The following is a 20,831-nucleotide window of genomic DNA, read 5'->3' on the forward strand; positions in this document are numbered from 1 at the left end:
ACGTGTTGAGTGTCAGACGTGGAGCCGCGCCGATATGGCGCGGCTTCGTTGCGACGCTGATAGCCCTGGTCATGGTTCTGGGCGCCGATCTGCGTCCCGCCGCGGCCGACGACAGCGGCGAACCGCCGTTCGACAGGGCTGACGTCCTGGAAGCCTGGAAGTACGGCGGCCCCGGGGTACGGGAGGCGGCCGCGGCGGCCCTCGTGGGGTCGGACGAGGACGTCCAGACCTTCATGACCGAGGACTTGCCGGCCATCTGGGAGGACGATCTGCGGGTGCAGGTCGCCCAGGTCATGGCCAAGGGCGGTCCGGCCGTGCGCGCCGGGGCCAACGCGGTCCTGGGCGGTGACGCGGAGCAGTTGCAGGCCTTCCTGAACACCGCCTTCGTTCCGGCGCACGAGGAGGACCTGCGGGTCGAGGTGGCACGCGTCATGGCCGCCGGCGGGCCGGGGGTGAAGGCGGCGGCCGCTGTGGCGCTGGAGGGCACGGCCGACGACTGGAGTGCGTTCCTCCAGAAGGGCCAGTACCAGGCGCGGGAGGAGGACAACCGCGTCCAGGTGGCCCAGTTGATGTTCATGGGCGGCCCCAACGTGAAGCTGCTCGCGGGGCAGGCCATGGACGGCACCGCCGAGGACATCCAGGAGTTCCTGGACCACGGTTGGGAGGTCGCGGCGGCCCGTGACCGGGAGACGCTCACCGTGTCCCAGCTCGCCGAACTCGCCGACAAGGCGCAGAAGAAGGCCAATGAGCTGACGGAGACCGCCAAGGAGGAGGCCGCCAAGGCGCAGGCGGCCACCGAGGCGGCCAGGAAGGCCGCGCTGGTCGCGGCCAAGGAGGCCCAGGAGGCCAAGGAATCGGCCGGCAGGGCGGCCGCTGCCGCGTCCCGGGCGGCGGCAGCGGCAGACCGTGCGGCCCAGGCGGCCCGTACGGCGGTGTCGGCGGCCGCGGCGGCGAACGCGACGGCCCGGGTGGCCGCCACGGCCGCGGCCCAGGCGGCCTACGCGGCCAGCAGGGCCGGGGGCGCGGCGTCCTCGGCCAGGTCCGCCGCCGGTGCGGCGGCCGGTGACGCGACGAAGGCCAAGCAGGCGCGGGAGGCCGCGCAGAAGGCGCGCGACGCGGCCAAGGGCGCGCGCAAGGCGGCGGACGCCGCCGATCAGGCCGGCGTCGCCGCCGACAACGCGGCGAAGGCGGCGGGTGCCGCGGCCAGTGCCGGGGCCAACGCGGCGGCCGCCGCCGCGGCCGCCGCCGACGCCAGTCACTGGGCCGGCGAGGCGGGTGCCAAGGGCGATCAGGCCGCCGCGGCGGCGGCCCGGGCCAAGCGGCTCGCGGACCAGGCAGGCCGGGCGGCGAACGCCGCGCAGACGAACGCCAACGAGGCCGGCAAGGCCGCCCGCCAGTCGCGGGACGCGGCCAACGACGCCGCCGAGCACGCCGAGGCCGCGGCGACGGCGGCGGACAAGGCCGCCGCCGAGGCGGGCAAGGCGGTGGACGCCGCCGCCGCGTCCACGGAAGCCGCGAACGCGGCCACCGTCGCCGCCGACAACGCGCTGTCGGCGGCCGAGCAGGCCTCGGGCGTGGTGACGCTGGCCCGCCAGGCCGACGCCGAGCGGCTGGCCCAGCAGCAGGCGGAGGCGGTGCTGGCGGCCGAGGAGGCCAACCGGCAGCACCAGGCCCGCGAGACCGCCGCCGAGCACGAGATCGGCCGCCTCCAGCAGCTCAACGCCGACACGCAGAAGCTGCTGGACGAGGCCGCGGCCGCGGCCGACCCGGCGGTCACGGCCACCAAGGGTCGACAGGCCGCGGTCAACCTGCTCGGCACGGCCGGCACCTGGGTGCGGGACGCCGCCGAGACCGCCCTGTCCGGCACCGACGCGGACGTGGCCGAGTTCGTGCGCGCCAGGCTCACGGTCGCCCTGGAGCAGGACGACCGGGCCAGCGTGGCGCACATCGCCGCGAACAGCGAGATCCCCGCCCAGCAGCAGGCGGCGCTGGACGTGCTGGACAAGCCGATCGACCAGGTACGGGAGTTCCTGCGCACCCGCGCCTACCCGGGCAAGGAGGACGACGACCGCGTCGCCGTCGCCAAGATCATGGCCGAGGGCGGTCCGGGCGTGAAGGCCGCGGCGTCCAAGGCCCTGGACGGCACCGCGGCCGACGTGGCGCGGTTCCTGGACACGGGGCAGTACGCGGCCCGTGAGGACGACGACCGCGTCGCCGTCGCCCAGGCCCTGGCCACCGGCGGACCCGAGGTCCAGGCCGCGGCCCAGGCCGCGCTGTCGGGGCCGGCGTCCGGACTGCGCACCTTCCTGGAGATCGGCCTGCACAAGGCGCGGCAGCGCGACGCCAACGCCGCCGCGCACATCGCCGAGGTCAACACCCTGCTGAAGGCCGCCTACAAGTCGGCTTCGATCGCCCAGAAGGACGCCGCCCTGGCGCAGGAGGTGGCCGCGAAGGCCCGCAAGGACGCCGCGAAGGCCGTCGAGTGGGCCGACAAGGCCAAGGACTCCGCCAACCAGGCGAACGCGTACGCACAGCAGGCCGACAGCTCCGCGGACCAGGCGGAGAAGTCCGCCCAACGCGCCGCCGAGTCCGCCAGGACCGCCCGCGCGGCGGCCGCCTCGGCCGACTCGGCCGCCCGGTCGGCCGCCCGCTCCGCCGAACGCGCCCAGCACTCCGCCGCCGTCGCCGGGGATTACGCCTACCAGGCCGGGCTCTCCGCCTACCAGGCGGGGCTTTCGGCCGAGGCCGCGGGCAAGGACGCCGTCGAGGCCGCCAAGGCCGAGACCGAGGCGATCAAGATCGCGGCCGGCAAGCTGGTCGAGGAACTCAAGGCACAGATCCAGCAGGAGGCCCAGGAGACCAGCAAGCCGCTGTCCGACGACGAGCTCCGCAGGGCTCTCGAGAAGCGTCTGGTCAAGTACCGCGGCGGGCTGCTCGAAGACGGGGAGCTGAAGCCCGGCGAGACGCTCCTGGTGTGCGGCGGTGACGGGGCCGGTGGCATGGGCTGCATCACCAGCACCTACCTCGACCGCCTGATCGCCTGGTTCGTGGGCGCCGAGGAGATCGAGAACTGCCTCACCACCAAGTCGGCCGAGTGCCTGGACGACCTCGCCCTGAGCGCGCTCAAGCTCAAGGTGCTCAAGAAGCTGCCCTGCCAGAAGAACAGCTTCGTCCCGGGCACCCGGGTGCTGCTGGGCGACGGCCGGACCAAGGCGATCGAGGACGTCCGCGTCGGCGACCGGGTCCTGGCCACCGACCCGCGGTCCGGGCGCACCCAGGCCGAGCCGGTCCAGGCGACCATCACCAGTCAGGGTGCCAAGAAGCTCGTGCGGGTCGCCGTCTCGGCGTACGGCCCCGGGGCGTCCGGAGCGGTGACCGCCACGGACACGCACCGGTTCTGGGCGGCGGGCTCCGTCAACGCCTGGCGCGACGCCGCGGCCGTCGCTCCCGGCACGCGGCTGCGGACGGCGGCGGGCACGCAGGCACCGGTCACCGAGGTGCGGTCCTGGACCGTGCCGGACCAGCGCGTCCACAACCTGACGGTCGCCGACCTGCACACGTACTACGTGATGGCCGGCGCCACCCCGGTCCTCGTGCACAACGACCGGTGCCCCAACGGCCGCCTGTCGGACAAGCTGCCGAAGGGGATGACCAACGAGATCGCGGCGGCGTACGACGCGTACAAGCGCGGCGAGCTCGTGGACCACGGCATCTACGAGGGCAGGGAGTGGCGGAAGTGGGCCGGTGCCAAGAAGTACCGGGTTCCCGGCGCTCCGGACAACGAGAGGATCCTCGTCAAGACCCTCCCGAACGGTACGGAGATCATCGGCTGGACGTCGACCCACTACAAGAAGATCCAGCGCTTCACCGCCCCGCACTTCCCCGACTGGGGCTGGCAGAAGAAGGGGTAGCGGGCGCTAGGTAATGTCGGGGGCGGAGGGCTTCGGCCCTCCGCCCCGGGCACTTTCACGGACAGATCGGTTTCTGCATGGACTCCCCGCGTTTCGAGGAATCGAAGGGCATTCTGTACCGACTCGTCGACAAGGGGTCGGGGAACGTCCTGCTGGCCTCCGAGGACATCCGGAGCTTCTTCGTGGACCCCGGCCAGGAGCCGCCGGAGACGTTCACCCTCGTCAAGGCGCACCTGCTCGGCCGCGTCCGGCGCAGGACCGAGGAGGCGGTGCTCCAGGTCGTCGACCGGCAGGGGAAGGTGATCGGGGACTACTACCTCGGGAGGGTGGTGGCCGTTTCCCCCGAGATGCCCGTCGTGACCGGTGACGAGTATCCCGACGTGGAGTTCTACGGATACACGTGGGAGTACCCCAGGGCCGGGGAGATCTGGAAGAAGTGGGCCGCGGGTGTCGAGCGCGGGGAATGGGCCCGGTGTCCGTCCGACTGGCACGAGAGCTGGCTGCACGTCGTGGAGACCTCCTGGTTCTCCACCGGGCACAGGGCGACCCGGTACGAGACCGCTGGGACGGCGGTGCTCGACGGCTCCGGAATCACCACGACGGCCGCTTTCTACTGCGCGCTGGGAGAAGCGGTCAACGGTCCCGGCGGATACTTCGGTTCGAGCACCGGAGGCCTCGACGACTGCCTCCGGACCGTGCGCAGCGAGAACGCCGCTCCGTTTCGCCTGGTGTGGCGGGACTTCGCGTCCTCCCGTGAGGCCCTGGGCGACGAGTTCACCGATCACGTGATGTCGCTCTTCCGGGAGCACGGCGTGACGGCGACACCCGGGGAAGCCGCCGGGTAACGTCCGGCTATGGACAGCGGCCGGGACACCAGGTTCGACACCCGGAGCGCCGGGATCACGGTACAGCGGGCGCTGGAACTGCCCGGACTGCGCGGCGGACTCCCCGAGGTCGTCGCGGGAGCCGACCGCCTGCGGCGCACGGTGCGCTGGGTGCACGCCGGAGAGGTACCCCACATCGCGTCGCTCCTCAAGGGCGGCGAACTCCTGCTGACCACGGGCTACGGCCTGGGCACCCGGCCCGCCGACCAACGCGCCTTCGTCCGCACCCTCGCCGAACGCGGCATCGCCGCCCTCGTCGTGGAGCTCGGCCCCCGCTTCTCCCGGCTGCCCGCGGCGCTCGTGGACACCGCCCGCTCGACCGGGCTGCCGCTGGTCCAGCTGCACCGCGAGGTGCCGTTCGTGACGGTCACCGAGGAGATCCACACCGAGATCGTCAACGGCCACTACGCGCTGCTCCAGCGGGCCGAGGAGGTGCACCGCCGCTGCACCGAGGCCCTGCTCGGCGGTGGCGGGGTGCCGCAGGTGCTCGGCATCCTCGCCGGCTTCGGCGACAACCCGGTCTTCCTGGAGACCCCGGACGGCCGCCTGCTCTACGCCGCCGGGTCCGGCCCCGAGGGCGCCGACCCGCTCCAGGTGTGGGAGGGGCTGCGCGGCCCCCGCAAGGACGCCCCGCCTCCCGCCGGCTCGGTCCTGGTGGACGTGCCCGGCGGCGGCCCCGGCGCCGGCGCGGTCCGCGCGCGCCTGGTCCTGCTGCCGGTCCGCTCCCCCCTGGCGCCGGTGCACCGGATGGCGGCGGAGCGGGCGGCCGGCATCCTCGCGGTGGTGCTCATGCAGGCGCGGCAGGAGGAGGAGCTGGCGGCGCGCGGGCGCGGCGACTTCCTCACCGACCTCGCCGAGGGCCGGATCACCGCGGAGGACGCACCGGCGCAGGCGCGCGTCCTGGGCTTCAAGCCGGGCGGCGGCCCGCTGCTCCCCGTGGTGATGCGGCTCGGCGACACCCTGTCCCCCGCCGGCGGCGGCTGGGCGGTGCTGGCGCGCGCGGTCGCCGAGGAGCTGGCCTCGGTCGGAGTGCCGGCCCTGCTGGGCGTACGGCCGGTGGAGGGCCGGGTCCCCCTCCTGCTGGGCCTGCGCTCGGAGTCGGAACGCGCCGCGGTCGCGGACCGGGTCGCGGCGGCGCTGCGGACGGGCGTGGAGCGGGCCGGGATACGACCGCCGGGGTCGCAGCCGCCCGTGGTGGTCGTCGGGGTGGCCGGTGGCTGGGCTGCGGCGTCGGCGGGTCTCAGGCACGCGGCGGAGACGGCGACCGCCGCACAGGGCCTCACCGACCGGCCCTGGTACGACGCCCGGCGCCTCGACATCGACCTGCTGCTGTGGCGGCTGCGCGACCACCCGGACCTCGCGGCCTTCGTGGACCGGGCGATCGGCCCGCTCCGCGACCACGACAGCCGCTCCAAGCCGCCCCTGCTGCCCACCCTCCAGACGTACCTGGCACACGCGGGCCGCAAGGCGGAGACGGCACGCGAGCTCCACCTCAACCGGCAGACGCTCTACAACAGGCTGGCGAGGATCGGCGAGTTGCTGGGCACGGACCTCGACGACCCGCAGACCGTCCTGGCGTTGAGCCTGGCGCTGCGCGCACGTCGGCACGTGCCCTAGCGGCGGACCGCTAGAGCAGCGGCGTGGGCCGGGTCAACTCGTCGTAGACGCTGAGGACCTGGGCGACCGTCTCGTCCTCGGTCGGCCAGGTGGCCGCCTGCCGTACGCCCTTGTCGCGCAGCGCCTCGCACCGCCCGGCGTCGCCGAGCAGCCGCACGACGGCGTCGGCGAGCGCTTCCGGGTTCCCGGGCGGGACGAGTTCGGCGGCGTCGCCGACGAGTTCCGGGATGCCGCCCACGTCGCTCGCGACGAGCGGCACGCGCGCGTGGAGGGCCTCCTGGGCGAGGAGGGAGCGTGCCTCCCGGCGGCTCGGCAGCAATGCGAGGTCGGCCGCCGCCAGCAGGTCCGTGACGTCGTCGCGGCGGCCGATGAGCACCACCGGCAGCCCCTCCCCCTCGATCCGACGCTGCAGCTCCGCGCGCAGCGGGCCCTCACCGGCGACCACGACCAGCGGCACGGGGTCGAGGCGGCGCCAGGCGCGGGCCGCGTCGAGCAGGACGTCGTAGCCCCGGTGCCGTTCCAGGGAGCCGACCGCGACCAGCAGCGGACGGCCGATGGCACCGAGCTCGGCCCGGATCTTCGGGCGGTGCCGGTCGGGGTCCTCGGGCCCGGCCGGCCGGCACGGCCGGGCGGGGAGCGCCACGGGGCCGAGCCGGGCGTCCCGCGCGCCCGCCCGCCGCGCGTGGTCGACCAGCTCCGAGGTGGCGCCGAGCACCACGGTGGCCGCCCGCATCACCCGCCGCTCCAGCACGCGCAGCAGCTGGGCGCGCGCGCCTTCGGCGTGGGCCCGGTCGTGCCAGGTGACGACGAGCGGGGTACGGACCCGGCGCCCGCCGAGGGCCAGCGCGGCGCGGAAGGAGGCGTGCAGCCCGTGCGCGTGCACCAGGTCGGCCTCCGCGCACACCGCCCGCAGCGCGGCCACCGAGACCGGATCACTGCTGCGGGGCACGTGCACGTGGGCGGCTCCGGCGCCCGTGAAGTCGTAGGTGCGCTCCGCGTCGGCGGGGGCGCACACCGTCACTTTCACGCCCCGTGCGACGAGCCCAGCGGCCAGGGAACTCACGTGCGCGCTACTGCCGGCGTTGCCGCCGCCCAGCACCTGCACGGTGCGCAGCGGCGACTGGCCGTGCGGTGCGTGGCTGCTCAGGGAGGTCACGTGGCCGGGACTCCTGGTTCGGCGGGGGACGGTCACGAAGAACGTACAGAAGGATGGTGCGGAGAGAGCGCACCCGCGGTTTCCCGCGCCCTGCTCCGTCAAGGATGCCAGGCCGTACGGGTGTTCCGGGATCGACGACCGTCGCGCACCAGCGGCCACCGGGGCAACGGGACGGAGCCGAATCACTCACACGAGTGAACGTGCCGCCTGGCTCACCTTCCCCCCGCACACCGCCGCGGCGACGAGTGCGACGGCGTGCGCGGCGAGCCCCGCCCTGCCGTTCCCGGCCACCACCGCGACACCGAGGGCCGCGCCCAGCGCGTGCGCCCCGGTGTCGCCGAGCATCGTGCGCTCGCCGAGGTCGTCGGGCAGTACGGCCGCGGCGGCCCCCATCGCGGCGGCGGCCGTCTCCGCGCCGGGCCCCTTCCGCAGCAACCCCGGCGCCCCGAGCACGAGGACCACGGCGCCGGCCCGCCCGGGGCGTACGTCCACGAGGTTGACGAAGTGCGCGGCCCCGGCGATGACGACACCCGCGAGCACCTTGTCCAGCGGCCGTTCCCTCAGCACCGCGCCGACCGCGAGCCCGGCCGCGGAGATCCCGAGCAGCTTCACCGTCCCGCTGGTGACCTCACCGCCCCGCAGCGCCGACAGGTGCGCCCGGAATCCACGTCGGGGGTCTTCGGCGCCCACCATGTCGTCGTAGGCCCCGCAGGCCCCGGCGACGAGCACGGCGACCCCGGCGGCGGGCCGCACCCGCGCGGTGCCGACCGCCGCCGCGAGGGCGCACGCCGGCCCGGCGTACAGACCCACGGTCCGTCCGGCGTGGTTCTTCCGCTCCCAGCGTTCCCGCCCGCCCGGCGCCGTGGCGCGCAGCGCGGTCAGACCGGTCCGCGCGAGGGCGGCGGCAAGGGCGAAGGAGGAGCCGGTCCGGCGGGCACGCGTGATCATCGGGCCACCCTACGGGACCTGCGACACGCGCCCCCGGGGATCACTCGGCTACGTGTCCGCCCGAGCGGTCGCGAGCAGTTCCTCCGCGTGTGCCCGGGCCGTCTCCGAGTCCTCCTGGCCGGCCAGCATCCGGGACAGCTCCCGGATGCGCTCCTCGCCCTCCAGCACCTTCACACCGGACCGGGTCACCGAGCCGTCGTTCGTCTTCTCCACCAGCAGCTGCCGGTCGGCGAACGCCGCCACCTGCGGCAGGTGGGTGACCACGACGACCTGCGCGCTCTTCGCGAGCCGCGCGAGGCGCCGCCCGATCTCCACCGCCGCCTTGCCGCCGACACCGGCGTCGACCTCGTCGAAGAGGTACGTCGGCACCGGGTCCGTGCCCGCGAACACGACCTCCACGGCCAGCATCACGCGTGACAGCTCACCGCCCGACGCGCCCTTGGCGATCGGCCGCGGCGGCGCCCCGGGGTGCGGGGCGAGCAGCAGCTCGACCTCGTCGGCGCCCGACGGCCCGTACGCGACCGTGCGCCCGCCGACCTCCACGCCCTCCGGGTCCTCGGTCTGCCGGATCGCGAACGACACGCGCGCGTGCGGCATGGCGAGCGAGGCCAGCTCCGCGGTCACCGCGGCCGCGAACCGCTCGGCGGCCTCCGTCCGCGCGTCCGTCAGTGCCTGCGCGAGCCCGCCCAGTTCCGCCCGGAGCGCGTCCCGCTCGGCGGTCAGCTCGCCGATCCGCTCGTCGTCGCCGTCCAGTTCCGTCAGCCGCGCCGCGCTCCGCTCGGCCCAGGCCAGTACGGCGGTGACGTCCTCGCCGTACTTCCGGGTCAGCGCGGTGAGCGCGGCCCGGCGCTCCTCGACCGCCGCCAGCCGCAGCGGGTCGGCGTCCAGGTCGTCGGCGTACCCCGCCAGCTCCCCGGCCACGTCACGCAGCAGGATCCCGACCTCGCCGATCCGCTCGGCCAGCGCGGCCAGCGCCGGGTCGTGCGACCGCACGGCGTCCAGGGCGCGCTGCGCACCCGCGACGAGTGTCGACGCGTCGACGCCCTCGGGGTCCTCCGGGTTGCCCGCCAGCGCGGCGTGCGCGGCCGTCGCGGCCGACGCGAGCGCCTCGGCGTGGCCCAGCCGCTCCGCCTCCTCCGCCAGCTCCGCGTCCTCGCCGGCGTGCGGTTCCACGGCCGCCACCTCGTCGAGGCCGTAACGCAGCAGATCGGCCTCCTGGGCACGCTCACGCGCCCGCGTGGTGATCTCCTCCAGCTCACGGGTGACGGCCCGCAGCCGACGGTAGGCCTCGGCGTACTTGGCGAGCGGCCCGGCCACCGCGTCACCCGCGTACCGGTCCAGTGCCTGCCGCTGCCGGGTCAGCTTGAGCAGCCCCTGCTGGTCGGTCTGACCGTGCACGGCCACCAGCTCGTCGGCCAGCTCGGCGAGCATCCCCACCGGCACGGAACGCCCGCCCAGATGCGCGCGCGACCGCCCCTCGGCGGAAACGGTACGGCTGATCAGCAGCGCCCCGTCGTCCAGCTCGGCCCCGGCCTCCTCGGCCCGCAGGGCCACCGCGGCGTCCCCGGGCACGGAGATCCGCCCCTCGACGACCGCGTTCTTCGCCCCGATCCGCACCAGCGCCGCGTCCGCACGCCCGCCCAGGAGCAGCCCCAGGCTGGTGACCACCATGGTCTTGCCCGCGCCCGTCTCACCGGTGACAGCGGTGAACCCGGGCGACAGCTCGACAACGGCGTCGTCGATGACACCGAGCGACCGTATCCGCATCTCCTCAAGCACGGACACGACCATACGAGGTCGAGGGTGGGGAGCGCACACAGGCCGCCCGTGTCACGCCGGGACAGCGCACGCCGCCGGGGGCGCGGGGGCCGTGCTGACAGCGGCTGCGCCGCGGGGGGACCGGCCGCAGACGGCCCGCGGCCGGGACGCGGCAGGATCACCCCATCGAGACCGCTAGTGCGGCGCCCCACGCCACCCGGACACGGGCAGCGCGAACTTCGCGACCAGACGATCCGTGAACGACGCGTGGTGCAGCCGGGCCAGCCGCACCGGCACCGCCCCCCGCCGCACCTCCACCCGCGCCCCGGGCGGCAGCTCCACCGTCCGGCGCCCGTCGCACCACAGCACCCCCGGCGGGATGTGCGGCAGCACCTCCACCGCGAGCACGGAGTCCGGCGAGGTCACCAGCGGCTTCGCGAACAACGCGTGCGCGCTGATCGGCACCATCAGCAGTGCCTCCACCTCGGGCCACACCACCGGCCCGCCGGCGGAGAAGGCGTACGCCGTCGACCCGGTCGGCGTCGACAGCACGATGCCGTCACAGCCGAACCCGGTCACCGGGCGCCCGTCGATCTCCAGTACGACTTCCAGCAGCTTCTCGGCGCCGGCCTTCTGCACGGCGGCCTCGTTCAGCGCCCAGTCGGTGTGCACGATGTCGCCGTTGCGGTGCACGACGACGTCGACGGTCATCCGCTCCTCGACCTCGTACGCCCGGCTCACCACCCGGTCGACGACCTTGTCGAGGTCGTCCCGCTCGGCCTCCGCGAGGAAGCCGACCCGGCCGAGGTTGACGCCGAGCATCGGCACCCCGGACGCGCGGGCGAACTCGGCGCCGCGCAGCAGCGTCCCGTCCCCGCCCAGCACGATGAGCAGCTCGCACCCGTCGAGGCACTGCGGGGTGGCCTCACCGACCAGCTCCACCTCGCCCGGCAGCGGGAGGTCGCACGCCTCGGCCTCCAGGACCCGCACGCCGATACCGGCCCGCAGCAGCCCCTTGACCACGAGCTCGGCGCTGCGGACGGCCGCGGGACGCCCGGTGTGGGCGAGCAGGAATACAGTACGAGCTCGGTTCTGTGTCAACGCGGCCCCTCCGCCACTGCACGGTCAACGTCGGCCGGGTCCAGCTCGTCTGCGCCGGCCCGCAGCCACAGAAAGTACTCGACGTTCCCGGAGGGACCGGGCAGCGGACTGGCGGTGACCCCCTTCACCCCGAGCCCCAGTTCCCAGGCCTTGCCGGCGACTCCCCGCACGGCCTCGGCCCGCAGCTGCGCACTGCGTACCACTCCCCCGCTGCCCAGCCGCTCCTTCCCCACCTCGAACTGCGGCTTCACCATCATCACCAGGTCGGCGTCCGGCCGGGTGCAGCGCACCAGGGCGGGCAGTACCAGTCCGAGCGGGATGAAGGACAGATCCCCCACGACGAGGTCCACGGGCTCCCCGTCGATCGCTTCCGGCGTCAACTCGCGTACGTTCGTACGGTCCTTGACGGTGACGCGTTCGTCCTGCCGGAGGGACCAGGCGAGTTGTCCGTACCCGACGTCGACGGCGACGACGTGCGCGGCGCCCGCGCGCAGCAGGACGTCGGTGAAGCCTCCGGTGGACGCGCCGGCGTCCAGTGCCCGCCGCCCCTCGACGACCAGACCCCGCGGTACGAAGGCCGCGAGGGCACCGGCCAGCTTGTGGCCGCCGCGCGAGACGTAGTCGGGGTCGCTGTCGTCGGCGGTCACCACGATCGCGGCGGCGGTCTCCACCTGCGTGGCGGGCTTGGTCGCGACGGTCTTGCCGACGGAGACCCGCCCGGCGGCGATCAGCTGGCTGGCGTGCTCGCGCGAGCGCGCCAGCTTGCGGCGGACCAGCTCCGCGTCGAGACGGCGGCGTGCGACTCCTGCCACGTTCGGTTCAGCTCCCTTGTGCGTACGAGGCGGGGGGCGCCGGAGGTCCCGGGCGGGCGTCGAGCGCGGTGAGCGCGTCGCGCAGCCCCCCGTGTACATCCTCGTACACCTCGACATGCCCGTCCGTCGCCAGGTGGTCCGCGTCGGCCAGCCGCGCCAGCCGGGCGTCCACCTCGGCGTTCCCGGTGGGGGTGCGGGGAACGTCCAGCGGGGCGGGAGCGGCGGGCTCGTACCCGGGACGCGTCGCCGCCTCGGCCTGCCGGGTCTCCTGTGGCTCGGGGCCGGTGCCCGCCTGCCGGGGCTCCGGCTCCGGTACTGCGTCGCTCATGCCCCGACGCTACCGCGAACCGCTGGGGTACGGTCGGTCCCGATGGCCACGACTGAGGAGTGCCGCGCCGCACTCGACAAGCTCTCGGACAGCATGCGCAGCGCCGAAGGGGACGTGCGGTCGGCCACCGAGCTGGACCGCTCGGTGAGCTGCCACATCACCGACCTGGACGTCACCTTCGCCGGACGCATGGCGGACGGCCGGATCGACGTGCGCGAGACCCTCGACGGGCCGCCGCGCGAGAAGGCCGAGATCAGGCTGGCGATGACCGGCGACGACCTGGTGGCCCTGGTCGCCGGCGAGCTGAACTTCGCCAAGGCCTGGGGATCGGGCCGGGTGAGGCTGGAGGCGGGCCTGCGCGACCTGTTCCGGCTCAGGAAGCTTCTGTAGCCGCCACCTTCTCCGCCGCCTTCCCCGGTCGCCCGGCGGCCTCCGTGCCCCGTGCCTTGCGCGCGGCCGGCACCACCAGCGGCGTACCCGTCTCCGGGTCGTCGATGACCTGGCAGCGCAGCCCGAAGACCCGCTCGACCAGGTCGGCGGTGACGATGTCCTTCGGCGCGCCCTCGGCGATGACCTCCCCGCCGCGCAGGGCGATGAGGTGGGTGGCGTAGCGGGCGGCGTGGTTGAGGTCGTGCAGGACGGCCACGAGCGTGCGGCCCTGCTCCTCGTGGAGCTCCGCACACAGGTCGAGGACGTCGATCTGGTGCTGGATGTCCAGGTAGGTGGTCGGCTCGTCGAGCAGCAGCAGCGGGGTCTGCTGGGCGAGCGCCATGGCGATCCACACGCGCTGGCGCTGACCGCCCGAGAGCTCGTCGACGTAGCGGTCGGCGAGTTCGGAAACGCCGGTCTGGGCCATCGACTCCTGGACGACCCGCTCGTCCTCGGCCGACCACTGCCGCAGAATGCCCTGGTGCGGGTAGCGGCCCCGGCCGACGAGGTCGCCGACGGTGATCCCGTCGGGTGCGATGGACGACTGCGGCAGCAGGCCGAGGGTCCGCGCCACCTGCTTGGCGGGCATCGACTGGATGACCGATCCGTCCAGCAGTACCCGGCCCCGGGTGGGCTTGAGCATCCGCGACAGGGCCCGCAGCAGGGTGGACTTGCCGCACGCGTTCGGGCCGACGATCACGGTGAAGGAGTTGTCGGGTATCTCCACCGACAGCTTCTCCGCGATGACCCGCTGGTCGTACGCGAGGGTGACGTTCTCGGCGGTCAGGCGGTTCACGTTGCTCCTTTGGTTGTTCAGCCCGCTGCGGGTACCGGCTCCGGCGCTCATATCCGGCCCGCCCTGCGCTCGGTGACCAGCAGCCACAGCAGGTAGACGCCGCCGAGCACGCCGGTGACCACGCCCACCGGCAGCTGGTCGGCGCCGAAGGCCCGCTGCGAGACCAGGTCCGCGGTGACCAGCAGGGCGGCGCCCAGGCACAGGGACGGCAGCAGGTTGGGGCCCGGCGAACGGGTCAGGCGCCGGGCGAGCTGCGGCGCGGTGAGCGCCACGAAGCTGACCGGCCCCGCGGCGGCGGTGGCGGCGGCGGTGAGCAGCACGGCGGCCACCATCAGCAGCCCCCGCACCCGCTCGACGCGCACGCCGAGGGCGTACGAGACGTCGTCGCCCATCTCCATCATCCGCAGAGCCCGTCCGTTGGTGAGAACGAGCGGGACGAGCACGGCGCACAGCACGAGCAGGGGCCAGACCTGGTCCCAGTCGCGGCCGTTGAGGGAGCCGGTCATCCAGACGACGGCGCGGGAGGCGTCGACGATGTCGGCCCGGGTGAGCAGATAGCCGTTGACCGCCGTGACGATCGCGGACATGCCGATACCGACCAGGACCAACCGGTAACCGTGCACACCCCGCTTCCAGGCGAGCAGATAGATGGCGAGGCCGGTCACCAGACCGCCCACGAGCGCGCCGACGGTGACCTGTGCCGAACTGCCGGAGAACAGGACGATCATCGTGAGGGCACCGGCCGTCGCGCCCTGCCCGAGGCCGAGCACGTCCGGACTGCCCAGCGGGTTGCGCGAGATGGCCTGGAACAGCGCCCCGCCCAGCCCGAGCGCGGCGCCGACCAGTAGCCCGACCAGGACCCGCGGCAGCCTCAGTTCGTTGACGATGAACTCCTGGCCGGCGTCGCCCTGGCCGACCAGGGTCCTGAGCACGTCGCCGGCCGGTATCTCGAAGTCGCCGGTGCCGATCAGTACGACGCTCGCCGCGAGCGCGACGACCAGCAGCAGGACAACGACGACGACGGACCGGACGTCGAGGCGGACCGACAGCCCGCCCGGGCTCCGCACGGCACGGTTGGTCTTCACGGGCTTCACAGCTGGGCCGTCCTCCGCCGTCGTACGAGATGGATGAAGACCGGCCCGCCGAGGACGGCGGTGACGATTCCGACCTGGAGCTCCGCGGGCCGTGCGAGGATCCGGCCGAGGACGTCCGCGCCGAGCAGCAGCACGGGCGACAGGATCGCGGCGTAGGGCAGGATCCAGCGCATGTCGGGGCCGGTGAAGGAGCGGACGACGTGCGGGACCATCAGCCCGACGAACACGATCGGCCCGCAGGCGGCGGTCGCCGCCCCGCACAGCACGGTCGCCGCCAGCATGGACAGCGCCCGGGTGCGGTTCAGGTCGGCGCCCAGGGCCCTGGCGGTGTCGTCTCCCATCTCCATGGCGTTGAGCGGGCGGGCGAGCGCGAGGGCGAGAACCGTGCCGGCCACGAAGAACGGCAGCACTTCCCGGATCGTGCCGTTCGTCGCCGAGGACAGCGAGCCGACGGTCCAGAAACGCATCCTGCCCAGCGCCGCGTCGTCCATGATCATGACGGCCTGGAGGTAGCCGAAGAGGGCGGCGCTGATCGCGGTGCCGGCCAGCACCAGCCGCACCGGCGTCGCCCCCCGGCTGCCGCCCAGGAACCACACCAGCGCGCCGACGCCCGCGGCACCGGCGAACGCGAACCAGACGTAGCCGGTCAGCGAGGTGACGCCGAAGAAGGTGATGGCCGTGACGACCGCCGCGGAGGCGCCCGCGTTGATGCCGAGCAGCCCGGGGTCGGCCAGCGGGTTGCGGGTGAGCGCCTGCAGCACCGCTCCGGCCAGCCCGAGCGCGGCACCGGCCAGGAGGCCGAGCACGGTCCGCGACAGCCGCTCGCCGACCACGACGTCGCCGTAGGTGCCGGAGTCGTGGAACAAGCCGTGCCAGACCTGCGCCAGGGACAGGTCCTTCGCACCGATCGCGATGCTCGCCAGCGCGATGAGCACCAGGACCGCGGCGGACACGGGCAGCCCGACGGCGCGTAGCGCACGGCGCTTCGGGGGCGCGGGGGCGGTCTCCGCGCGCTGTTCAGGGGGACTGTCGACCAACACGCGGTTAGGTTAGCCTACCCTGCCATCGATCACGATTCCCGTGACGCCGCCGCACCGCGCCCTCGCGCAGGCTCCTTCCCCGCGCGGCAACTCACCATCCCAGTCGCGCCAACGCCTTCTCCGAATCCAGCTCGCACCCCTTCTCCCCGCCCGCCGTCCAGGCCGCCGCGCACAGTGCGCGCAGACCGTCCGCCGCCGCGCCGTCGCCCGCCAGCTCCAGCCGTTCCTCACCGGCCGTCGCCGTCCAGCCGCCGCACCGGAACCCGCCGTTCCCGTCTGCGGAGACCTCCGGCTGCCCGGTGAGCAGCCCGCGCAGATCGGCGTCGACGTACGTCGGCCGGTGCTGCGGCGGCGCCGCCAGCAACCGCGCCCCGTCGGTCACACCGGTCAGGACGAGCAGCGAGTCGACCTCCCCGTTGAACGCGCCCTCGATGTCCGTGTCCAGCCGGTCCCCCACCACCAGCGGCCGCTGGGCCCCGGTCCGCAGGATCGTCTCCCGGTGCATGGGCGGCAACGGCTTCCCCGCGACCTGCGGCTCGGCGCCGGTGGCGATCCGCACGACCTCCACCGCCGCGCCGTTGCCCGGCGCGATGCCGCGCGCGCCGGGAATCGTCAGGTCCGTGTTGGAGGCGAACCACGGCACCCCGCGCGCGATGGCGTAACAGGCCTCGGCGAACCGGCCCCACGGCAGCTCGGGCCCTCCGAATCCCTGCACCACGGCCGCCGGATCGTCCTCGGCCGACTCCACCGGCTCGAGCCCGCGCTCGCGCAGCGCCACCCGCAGCCCCTCGCCGCCGATCACCAACACCCGCGCACCCGACGGCACCTGCTCGGCGATCAGCCGGGCCACCGCCTGCGCCGAGGTGATGACGTCGTGCGCCGTCGTCGGTATGCCCAGCTCGGTCAGGTGCTCGGCCACCGCGTCGGGAGTCCGCAGCGCGTTGTTCGTGACGTACGCCAGGTGCATGCCGCCCGCGCGGGCCGTGGCGAGCGACTCGACCGCGTGGGCGATCGCGTTCCCCCCCGCGTACACCACCCCGTCGAGGTCGAGCAGCGCCGTGTCGTACGCCTCGCACAGGCCCCGCCCACTCCCTTCGGGACTCGTCCTGACGCTCCGGCTCATTGCACTTCGCTCCTCGTTCGACGCCTTTCCCCCGATCATCCCCCATACCACTGACACACGTACGATGCCGGGATGAACACTGCGGGCCACCCGGAAGCAACGGCGCACCGGGGCCTGGAACTCACCCCGTTCCGAGGCCTCCGCTACGACCCCGACCGGGTCGGCAGCCTGGCCGCCGTGACGTCCCCGCCCTACGACGTCGTGGTCCGCCCCGACGGCCTGCTCCACCTCGAGTCGGCCGACCCGCACAACATCGTCCGCCTGATCCTGCCCCAGGCCGCCACGCCCGAGGCGCGCAACGACCAGGCCGCCCGCACCCTGCGGCGCTGGATGGCGGAGGGCGTCCTGACCGCCGACCCCGAACCGGGCCTGTACGTCTACGAACAACGCGACGGCGACTCCATGCTGCAGCGCGGCATCATCGGCGCCCTGCGCGTGTCGGATCCCTCGGAGCAGGTCGTCCTGCCGCACGAGGACGTCATGCCGCACGTCGTCGCCGACCGGGCGGCACTCATGCGGGCCACCTCGGCGAACCTCGAGCCCCTGCTTCTGACCTACCGCGGCGACGGTGCCACGACGGCCACGACCGCCCTCGTGGAACGCACCGCCGAGCGGCCTCCGCTTCTCTCGACCACCACGGAGGACGGCTTCTGCCACCGCCTGTGGTCGGTCACCGACGCCGACGACGTGGCCCGTGTCCGCTCCGAGCTGGCCGGGCTCCAGGCTCTCATCGCCGACGGCCACCACCGCTGGGCGACCTACCGCACGCTCCGCGCGGAACATCCCTCTCCCAGCCCCTGGGACCACGGTCTGGTCCTCCTGGTCGACACGACCCGCTATCCGCTCAGGGTCCGCGCCATCCACCGTCTGCTGCACGACCTCCCGGTGGGCGACGCCGTCGCCGCCCTGGAGGGCCGTTTCCGCGTCCGCCGCCTCGACACGCCCCTGCCGGAGGCCACGGCCGCCCTGGCGAAGGCCGCCGAGGCGGGCAACGCCTTCCTGCTCGCGGGTGACGGCGCCTTCCACCTCGTCGACCGGCCGGATCCCGGCCTGCTGGCCCGCACGGTCCCCGCCGACCGCCCCGAGGCCTGGCGCGCCCTGGACGCCACCGTCCTGCACGCCACGCTCCTGGCCCACGTCTGGAACGTCCCCGACGACTCCGCCGCCCACGTCTCGTACATCCACGACACGGCGGCCACGGTCGAGAAGGCGGAGCGCGACGGCGGTACCGCGGTACTGATGCACCCGGTCCGTGAGGAGGTCGTCCGCGACCTGGCCCGCCAGGGCGTCACGATGCCCCGCAAGTCGACGTCCTTCGGTCCGAAGCCCGCCTCGGGCCTGGTGCTGCGCGCGCTGGACCTTGAACACGAGTCGGCACGGGACGTGAGGTGACGACGCGGGGGCGGGACCGTGTGCCGGTCCCGCCCCCGCGTCGTCACTCCATGGACGTCAGGCCTTCTCGCCGTCCTCGTCCTCGCGCTCGGCGGCGGGGCTCTCCCCGTCGCCCTCGTGCTCGTCCAGGGCGTCCACGAACTCCACGCCGTCCAGCTCGGCGAGCCGGTCGGAGGCGTCCGTGCTGCCGTCCCGGTCGGACTCCACGGCCTTCGCGAACCACTCCCGCGCCTCCCGCTCCCGGCCGGCGGCCAGCAGCGCGTCGGCGTAGGCGTACCGCAGGCGCGCGGTCCAGGGCTGTACGGAGCTGGAGGCCAGCTCGGGACTCTGCAGCGTCACGATGGCGGCGTCCAGCTGACCCATGTCGCGCCGGGCGCCGGCCGCCACGAGCCGCATCTCGACCTGACCGGCCTTGTCCAGCTTGTGCACCTCCGGCGCGCCGGCCATGTCCAGCGCCTTCTCCGGCCGGCCAAGGCCGCGCTCGCAGTCGGCCATGACCGGCCACAGTTCCACGGACCCGGTCATGCGCCGCGCGGCCCGGAACTCGGCCAGGGCCTCGCCGTACTTCTGGTTGGCGTACGCGGCGAACCCGCCGGCCTCCCGTACGGCGGCGACACGGGACGCCAGTCGCAGAGCCACCTTGGAGTAGCCGTAGGCCGCCTCCGGGTCCTCGTCGAGCAGCCGGGCGACCATCACCAGGTTCCTGGCGACGTCCTCCGCGAGCGTCTTGGGCAGGCTCTGCAGTTCCTGCCGTACGTCCTTGTCGATCTCGTCGCCCGTGACCTCCTCGGGGATCGGCAGTCGCTTGATCGGCTCGCGGTCCCGGTCACGGTCACGGTCCTCACGGAATCGGCCACCGCCGCCGTGCCGGTCGTCCCGCCCACGGAACCCGCCGGGCCGCCCGCCACGGTCATCACGCCGGGGCCCGCGTCCCCCACGGTCGTCACGGCCACGGAAGCCACCGCGGTCGCCACCGCGACTGTCCTCGCGCCGGCTGAAGCCACCGCGCTCACCACGGGTGTCCTCACGCCGGAACCCACCGCGGTCGCCCCGGTCGTCGCGGCGGTAGGCGGGACGGTCACCCCGGTCACCCCGGTCACCCCGGTCGTCACGACGGTAGGACGGACGGTCGCCATGGTTGCCACGGTCGCGGTCCGCGTGGTCGTCGCGGCGGTAGGCGGGACGGTCACCGCGGTCGTCACGACGGAACGAAGGACGGTCACCGCCACGGTCGTCACGGCGGAACGAAGGACGGTCACCGCCACGGTCGTCACGGCGGAAGGAGGGACGGTCACCCCCGCGATCGCCACGCTCTCCGCGGTCGTCCCGGCGGTAGGTGGGACGGTCACCCCGGTCATCACGACGCGGCCCACGGTCACGGTCATCACGACGCCCGTGCCCGCCACCACGGTTGTCATCACGACGGTCGTCACGACGGTCGTCGCGGCGGTCGTCGCGGCGGTCGTCACGACGGAAGCCACCACGCTGCCCGCCACGGTCATCACCACGACGGTCGTCGCGCCGACCGAAGCCGGCCCGCTCGCCACGGTCATCGCGGCGGTAGGCGGGACGGTCGCCGCGGTCGTCACGGCGGAACGAAGGACGGTCACCGCCGCGGTCGTCCCGGCGGTAGGTGGGACGGTCACCCCGGTCATCACGACGCGGCCCACGGTCACGGTCGTCACGACGCCCGTACCCGCCACCACGGTTGTCATCGCGGCGGTCATCGCGGCGGTCGTCGCGGCGGAAGCCACCACGCTGCCCGCCACGGTCATCACCACGACGGTCGTCGCGCCGGAACCCGCCTCGGTTGCGGTCGTCGTCGCGGCGGAAACCCCCGCGGTCCCCGCGCTGACCACTTCGGTCCCCGCGGTCACCACTGTCCCGTCGCCGCTGGTCGCGCTCCGGTCGGTCGTCGGGAGAGTTGGTGGACATCGGTGACTCCTGTCTTCGGTACTGCAAGTCATTCTCGCGCAGCCGGGTACCCGGTGCGCCCTGGAAAAACGAAAGGACCCCTGGTCCCAGCTGAACGCTGGGGACCAGGGGTCCTTCCCAAAGATTGTTCGGCGGCGTCCTACTCTCCCACAGGGTCCCCCCTGCAGTACCATCGGCGCTGTAAGGCTTAGCTTCCGGGTTCGAAATGTAACCGGGCGTTTCCCCTACGCTATGACCACCGAAACCCTAATGGTTTCGAGCGAACAAGCACACTCTTTAGTTATCTGTTCAGCTCGAAAGCCGGCAACTGTTCGTTGCCTCAGAACTAACACAGTGGACGCGAGCAACTGAGGACAAGCCCTCGGCCTATTAGTACCGGTCACCTCCACACCTCACGGTGCTTCCAGATCCGGCCTATCAACCCAGTCGTCTACTGGGAGCCTTACCCCATCAAGTGGGTGGGAGTCCTCATCTCGAAGCAGGCTTCCCGCTTAGATGCTTTCAGCG

17 protein-coding genes and 2 rRNA genes are annotated in these 20,831 nt (G+C 73.8%); 6 read left to right on the forward strand and 13 right to left on the reverse strand.

Going from position 1 to position 20,831, the window contains the following annotated elements; translation table 11 throughout:
* Positions 1-5 precede the first annotated feature (5 nt).
* The 3 genes from KUM32_RS10450 to KUM32_RS10460 all read left to right on the forward strand — a co-directional run bounded on the left by KUM32_RS10450 (position 6) and on the right by KUM32_RS10460 (position 6,412).
* The gene (locus KUM32_RS10450) at positions 6-3,911 is read left to right on the forward strand and encodes a polymorphic toxin-type HINT domain-containing protein (RefSeq protein ID WP_254405309.1); all 3,906 of its coding nucleotides are present in this window, start codon (positions 6-8) and stop codon (positions 3,909-3,911) included.
* Between the two features lie 77 nt (positions 3,912-3,988).
* On the forward strand, positions 3,989-4,756 hold the full coding sequence (locus KUM32_RS10455) for a barstar family protein (RefSeq protein WP_217141550.1): 768 nt from the start codon (positions 3,989-3,991) through the stop codon (positions 4,754-4,756).
* Positions 4,757-4,765: 9 nt separating this feature from the next.
* A complete protein-coding gene (locus KUM32_RS10460; protein WP_217141551.1) occupies positions 4,766-6,412 on the forward strand; it encodes a PucR family transcriptional regulator in 1,647 nt (548 codons plus the stop codon).
* 10 nt (positions 6,413-6,422) lie between these two features.
* Here the strand turns inward: KUM32_RS10460 and KUM32_RS10465 are convergent, their stop codons facing one another.
* The 6 genes from KUM32_RS10465 to KUM32_RS10490 all read right to left on the reverse strand — a co-directional run bounded on the left by KUM32_RS10465 (position 6,423) and on the right by KUM32_RS10490 (position 12,515).
* Positions 6,423-7,568, reverse strand: a complete 1,146-nt coding sequence (locus KUM32_RS10465; RefSeq protein ID WP_217141552.1) for a glycosyltransferase family 4 protein — start codon at positions 7,566-7,568, stop codon at positions 6,423-6,425.
* Positions 7,569-7,754: 186 nt separating this feature from the next.
* Positions 7,755-8,516 (reverse strand): hypothetical protein, encoded by a 762-nt coding sequence (locus KUM32_RS10470; RefSeq protein WP_217141553.1) that lies wholly within the window; start codon positions 8,514-8,516, stop codon positions 7,755-7,757.
* Between the two features lie 48 nt (positions 8,517-8,564).
* On the reverse strand, positions 8,565-10,307 hold the full coding sequence (gene recN / locus KUM32_RS10475; RefSeq protein WP_217141554.1) for a DNA repair protein RecN: 1,743 nt from the start codon (positions 10,305-10,307) through the stop codon (positions 8,565-8,567).
* A 162-nt stretch (positions 10,308-10,469) separates the two neighbouring features.
* Positions 10,470-11,375, reverse strand: a complete 906-nt coding sequence (locus tag KUM32_RS10480; RefSeq protein ID WP_217141555.1) for an NAD kinase — start codon at positions 11,373-11,375, stop codon at positions 10,470-10,472.
* Positions 11,372-12,187 carry a hemolysin gene (locus tag KUM32_RS10485; protein ID WP_217141556.1) on the reverse strand — a complete coding sequence of 272 codons (816 nt, stop codon included), beginning with the start codon at positions 12,185-12,187 and terminating at the stop codon, positions 11,372-11,374. The genes KUM32_RS10480 and KUM32_RS10485 overlap by 4 nt, the downstream gene beginning before the upstream one ends.
* Before the next feature lie 7 nt (positions 12,188-12,194).
* Positions 12,195-12,515, reverse strand: a complete 321-nt coding sequence (locus KUM32_RS10490; protein ID WP_217141557.1) for a hypothetical protein — start codon at positions 12,513-12,515, stop codon at positions 12,195-12,197.
* 42 nt (positions 12,516-12,557) lie between these two features.
* On the opposite strand from KUM32_RS10490, the gene KUM32_RS10495 reads away from it, so the two are divergent.
* Positions 12,558-12,905: a sterol-binding protein gene (locus KUM32_RS10495; RefSeq protein WP_217141558.1), complete on the forward strand. Its 348-nt coding sequence runs from the start codon at positions 12,558-12,560 to the stop codon at positions 12,903-12,905.
* On the opposite strand, the gene KUM32_RS10500 is transcribed toward KUM32_RS10495, so the two are convergent.
* From KUM32_RS10500 to KUM32_RS10515, 4 genes are all read right to left on the reverse strand, one after another.
* A complete protein-coding gene (locus KUM32_RS10500; protein ID WP_217141559.1) occupies positions 12,889-13,791 on the reverse strand; it encodes an ABC transporter ATP-binding protein in 903 nt (300 codons plus the stop codon). The genes KUM32_RS10495 and KUM32_RS10500 overlap by 17 nt on opposite strands.
* Positions 13,788-14,825, reverse strand: coding sequence for an iron chelate uptake ABC transporter family permease subunit (locus KUM32_RS10505; RefSeq protein ID WP_217141573.1), 1,038 nt, complete (start codon positions 14,823-14,825; stop codon positions 13,788-13,790). The genes KUM32_RS10500 and KUM32_RS10505 overlap by 4 nt, the downstream gene beginning before the upstream one ends.
* 5 nt (positions 14,826-14,830) lie before the next feature.
* Positions 14,831-15,874 (reverse strand): iron ABC transporter permease, encoded by a 1,044-nt coding sequence (locus tag KUM32_RS10510; RefSeq protein ID WP_217141560.1) that lies wholly within the window; start codon positions 15,872-15,874, stop codon positions 14,831-14,833.
* A 91-nt stretch (positions 15,875-15,965) separates the two neighbouring features.
* A complete protein-coding gene (locus KUM32_RS10515) occupies positions 15,966-16,997 on the reverse strand; it encodes an HAD hydrolase-like protein (RefSeq protein WP_217141561.1) in 1,032 nt (343 codons plus the stop codon).
* 72 nt (positions 16,998-17,069) lie between these two features.
* Between KUM32_RS10515 and KUM32_RS10520 the strand changes: the two genes are divergently transcribed.
* A complete protein-coding gene (locus KUM32_RS10520) occupies positions 17,070-18,389 on the forward strand; it encodes a DUF1015 domain-containing protein (protein WP_217141562.1) in 1,320 nt (439 codons plus the stop codon).
* Positions 18,390-18,446: 57 nt separating this feature from the next.
* On the opposite strand, the gene KUM32_RS10525 is transcribed toward KUM32_RS10520, so the two are convergent.
* Positions 18,447-19,190: a tetratricopeptide repeat protein gene (locus KUM32_RS10525; RefSeq protein WP_217141574.1), complete on the reverse strand. Its 744-nt coding sequence runs from the start codon at positions 19,188-19,190 to the stop codon at positions 18,447-18,449.
* Between the two features lie 63 nt (positions 19,191-19,253).
* On the opposite strand from KUM32_RS10525, the gene KUM32_RS45235 reads away from it, so the two are divergent.
* Entirely contained in the window at positions 19,254-20,330 is a 1,077-nt protein-coding gene (locus KUM32_RS45235; RefSeq protein ID WP_217141575.1) for a hypothetical protein, read from the forward strand.
* Between the two features lie 120 nt (positions 20,331-20,450).
* Here KUM32_RS45235 and rrf read toward each other — a convergent pair.
* Both rrf and KUM32_RS10540 read right to left on the reverse strand, forming a co-directional pair.
* Positions 20,451-20,567: ribosomal RNA gene (gene rrf / locus KUM32_RS10535) — 5S ribosomal RNA — on the reverse strand.
* 106 nt (positions 20,568-20,673) lie between these two features.
* A 23S ribosomal RNA gene (locus KUM32_RS10540) occupies positions 20,674-20,831 on the reverse strand; the annotation flags it as partial.

The sequence above is a fragment of the Streptomyces sp. AC627_RSS907 genome (assembly GCF_019049165.1).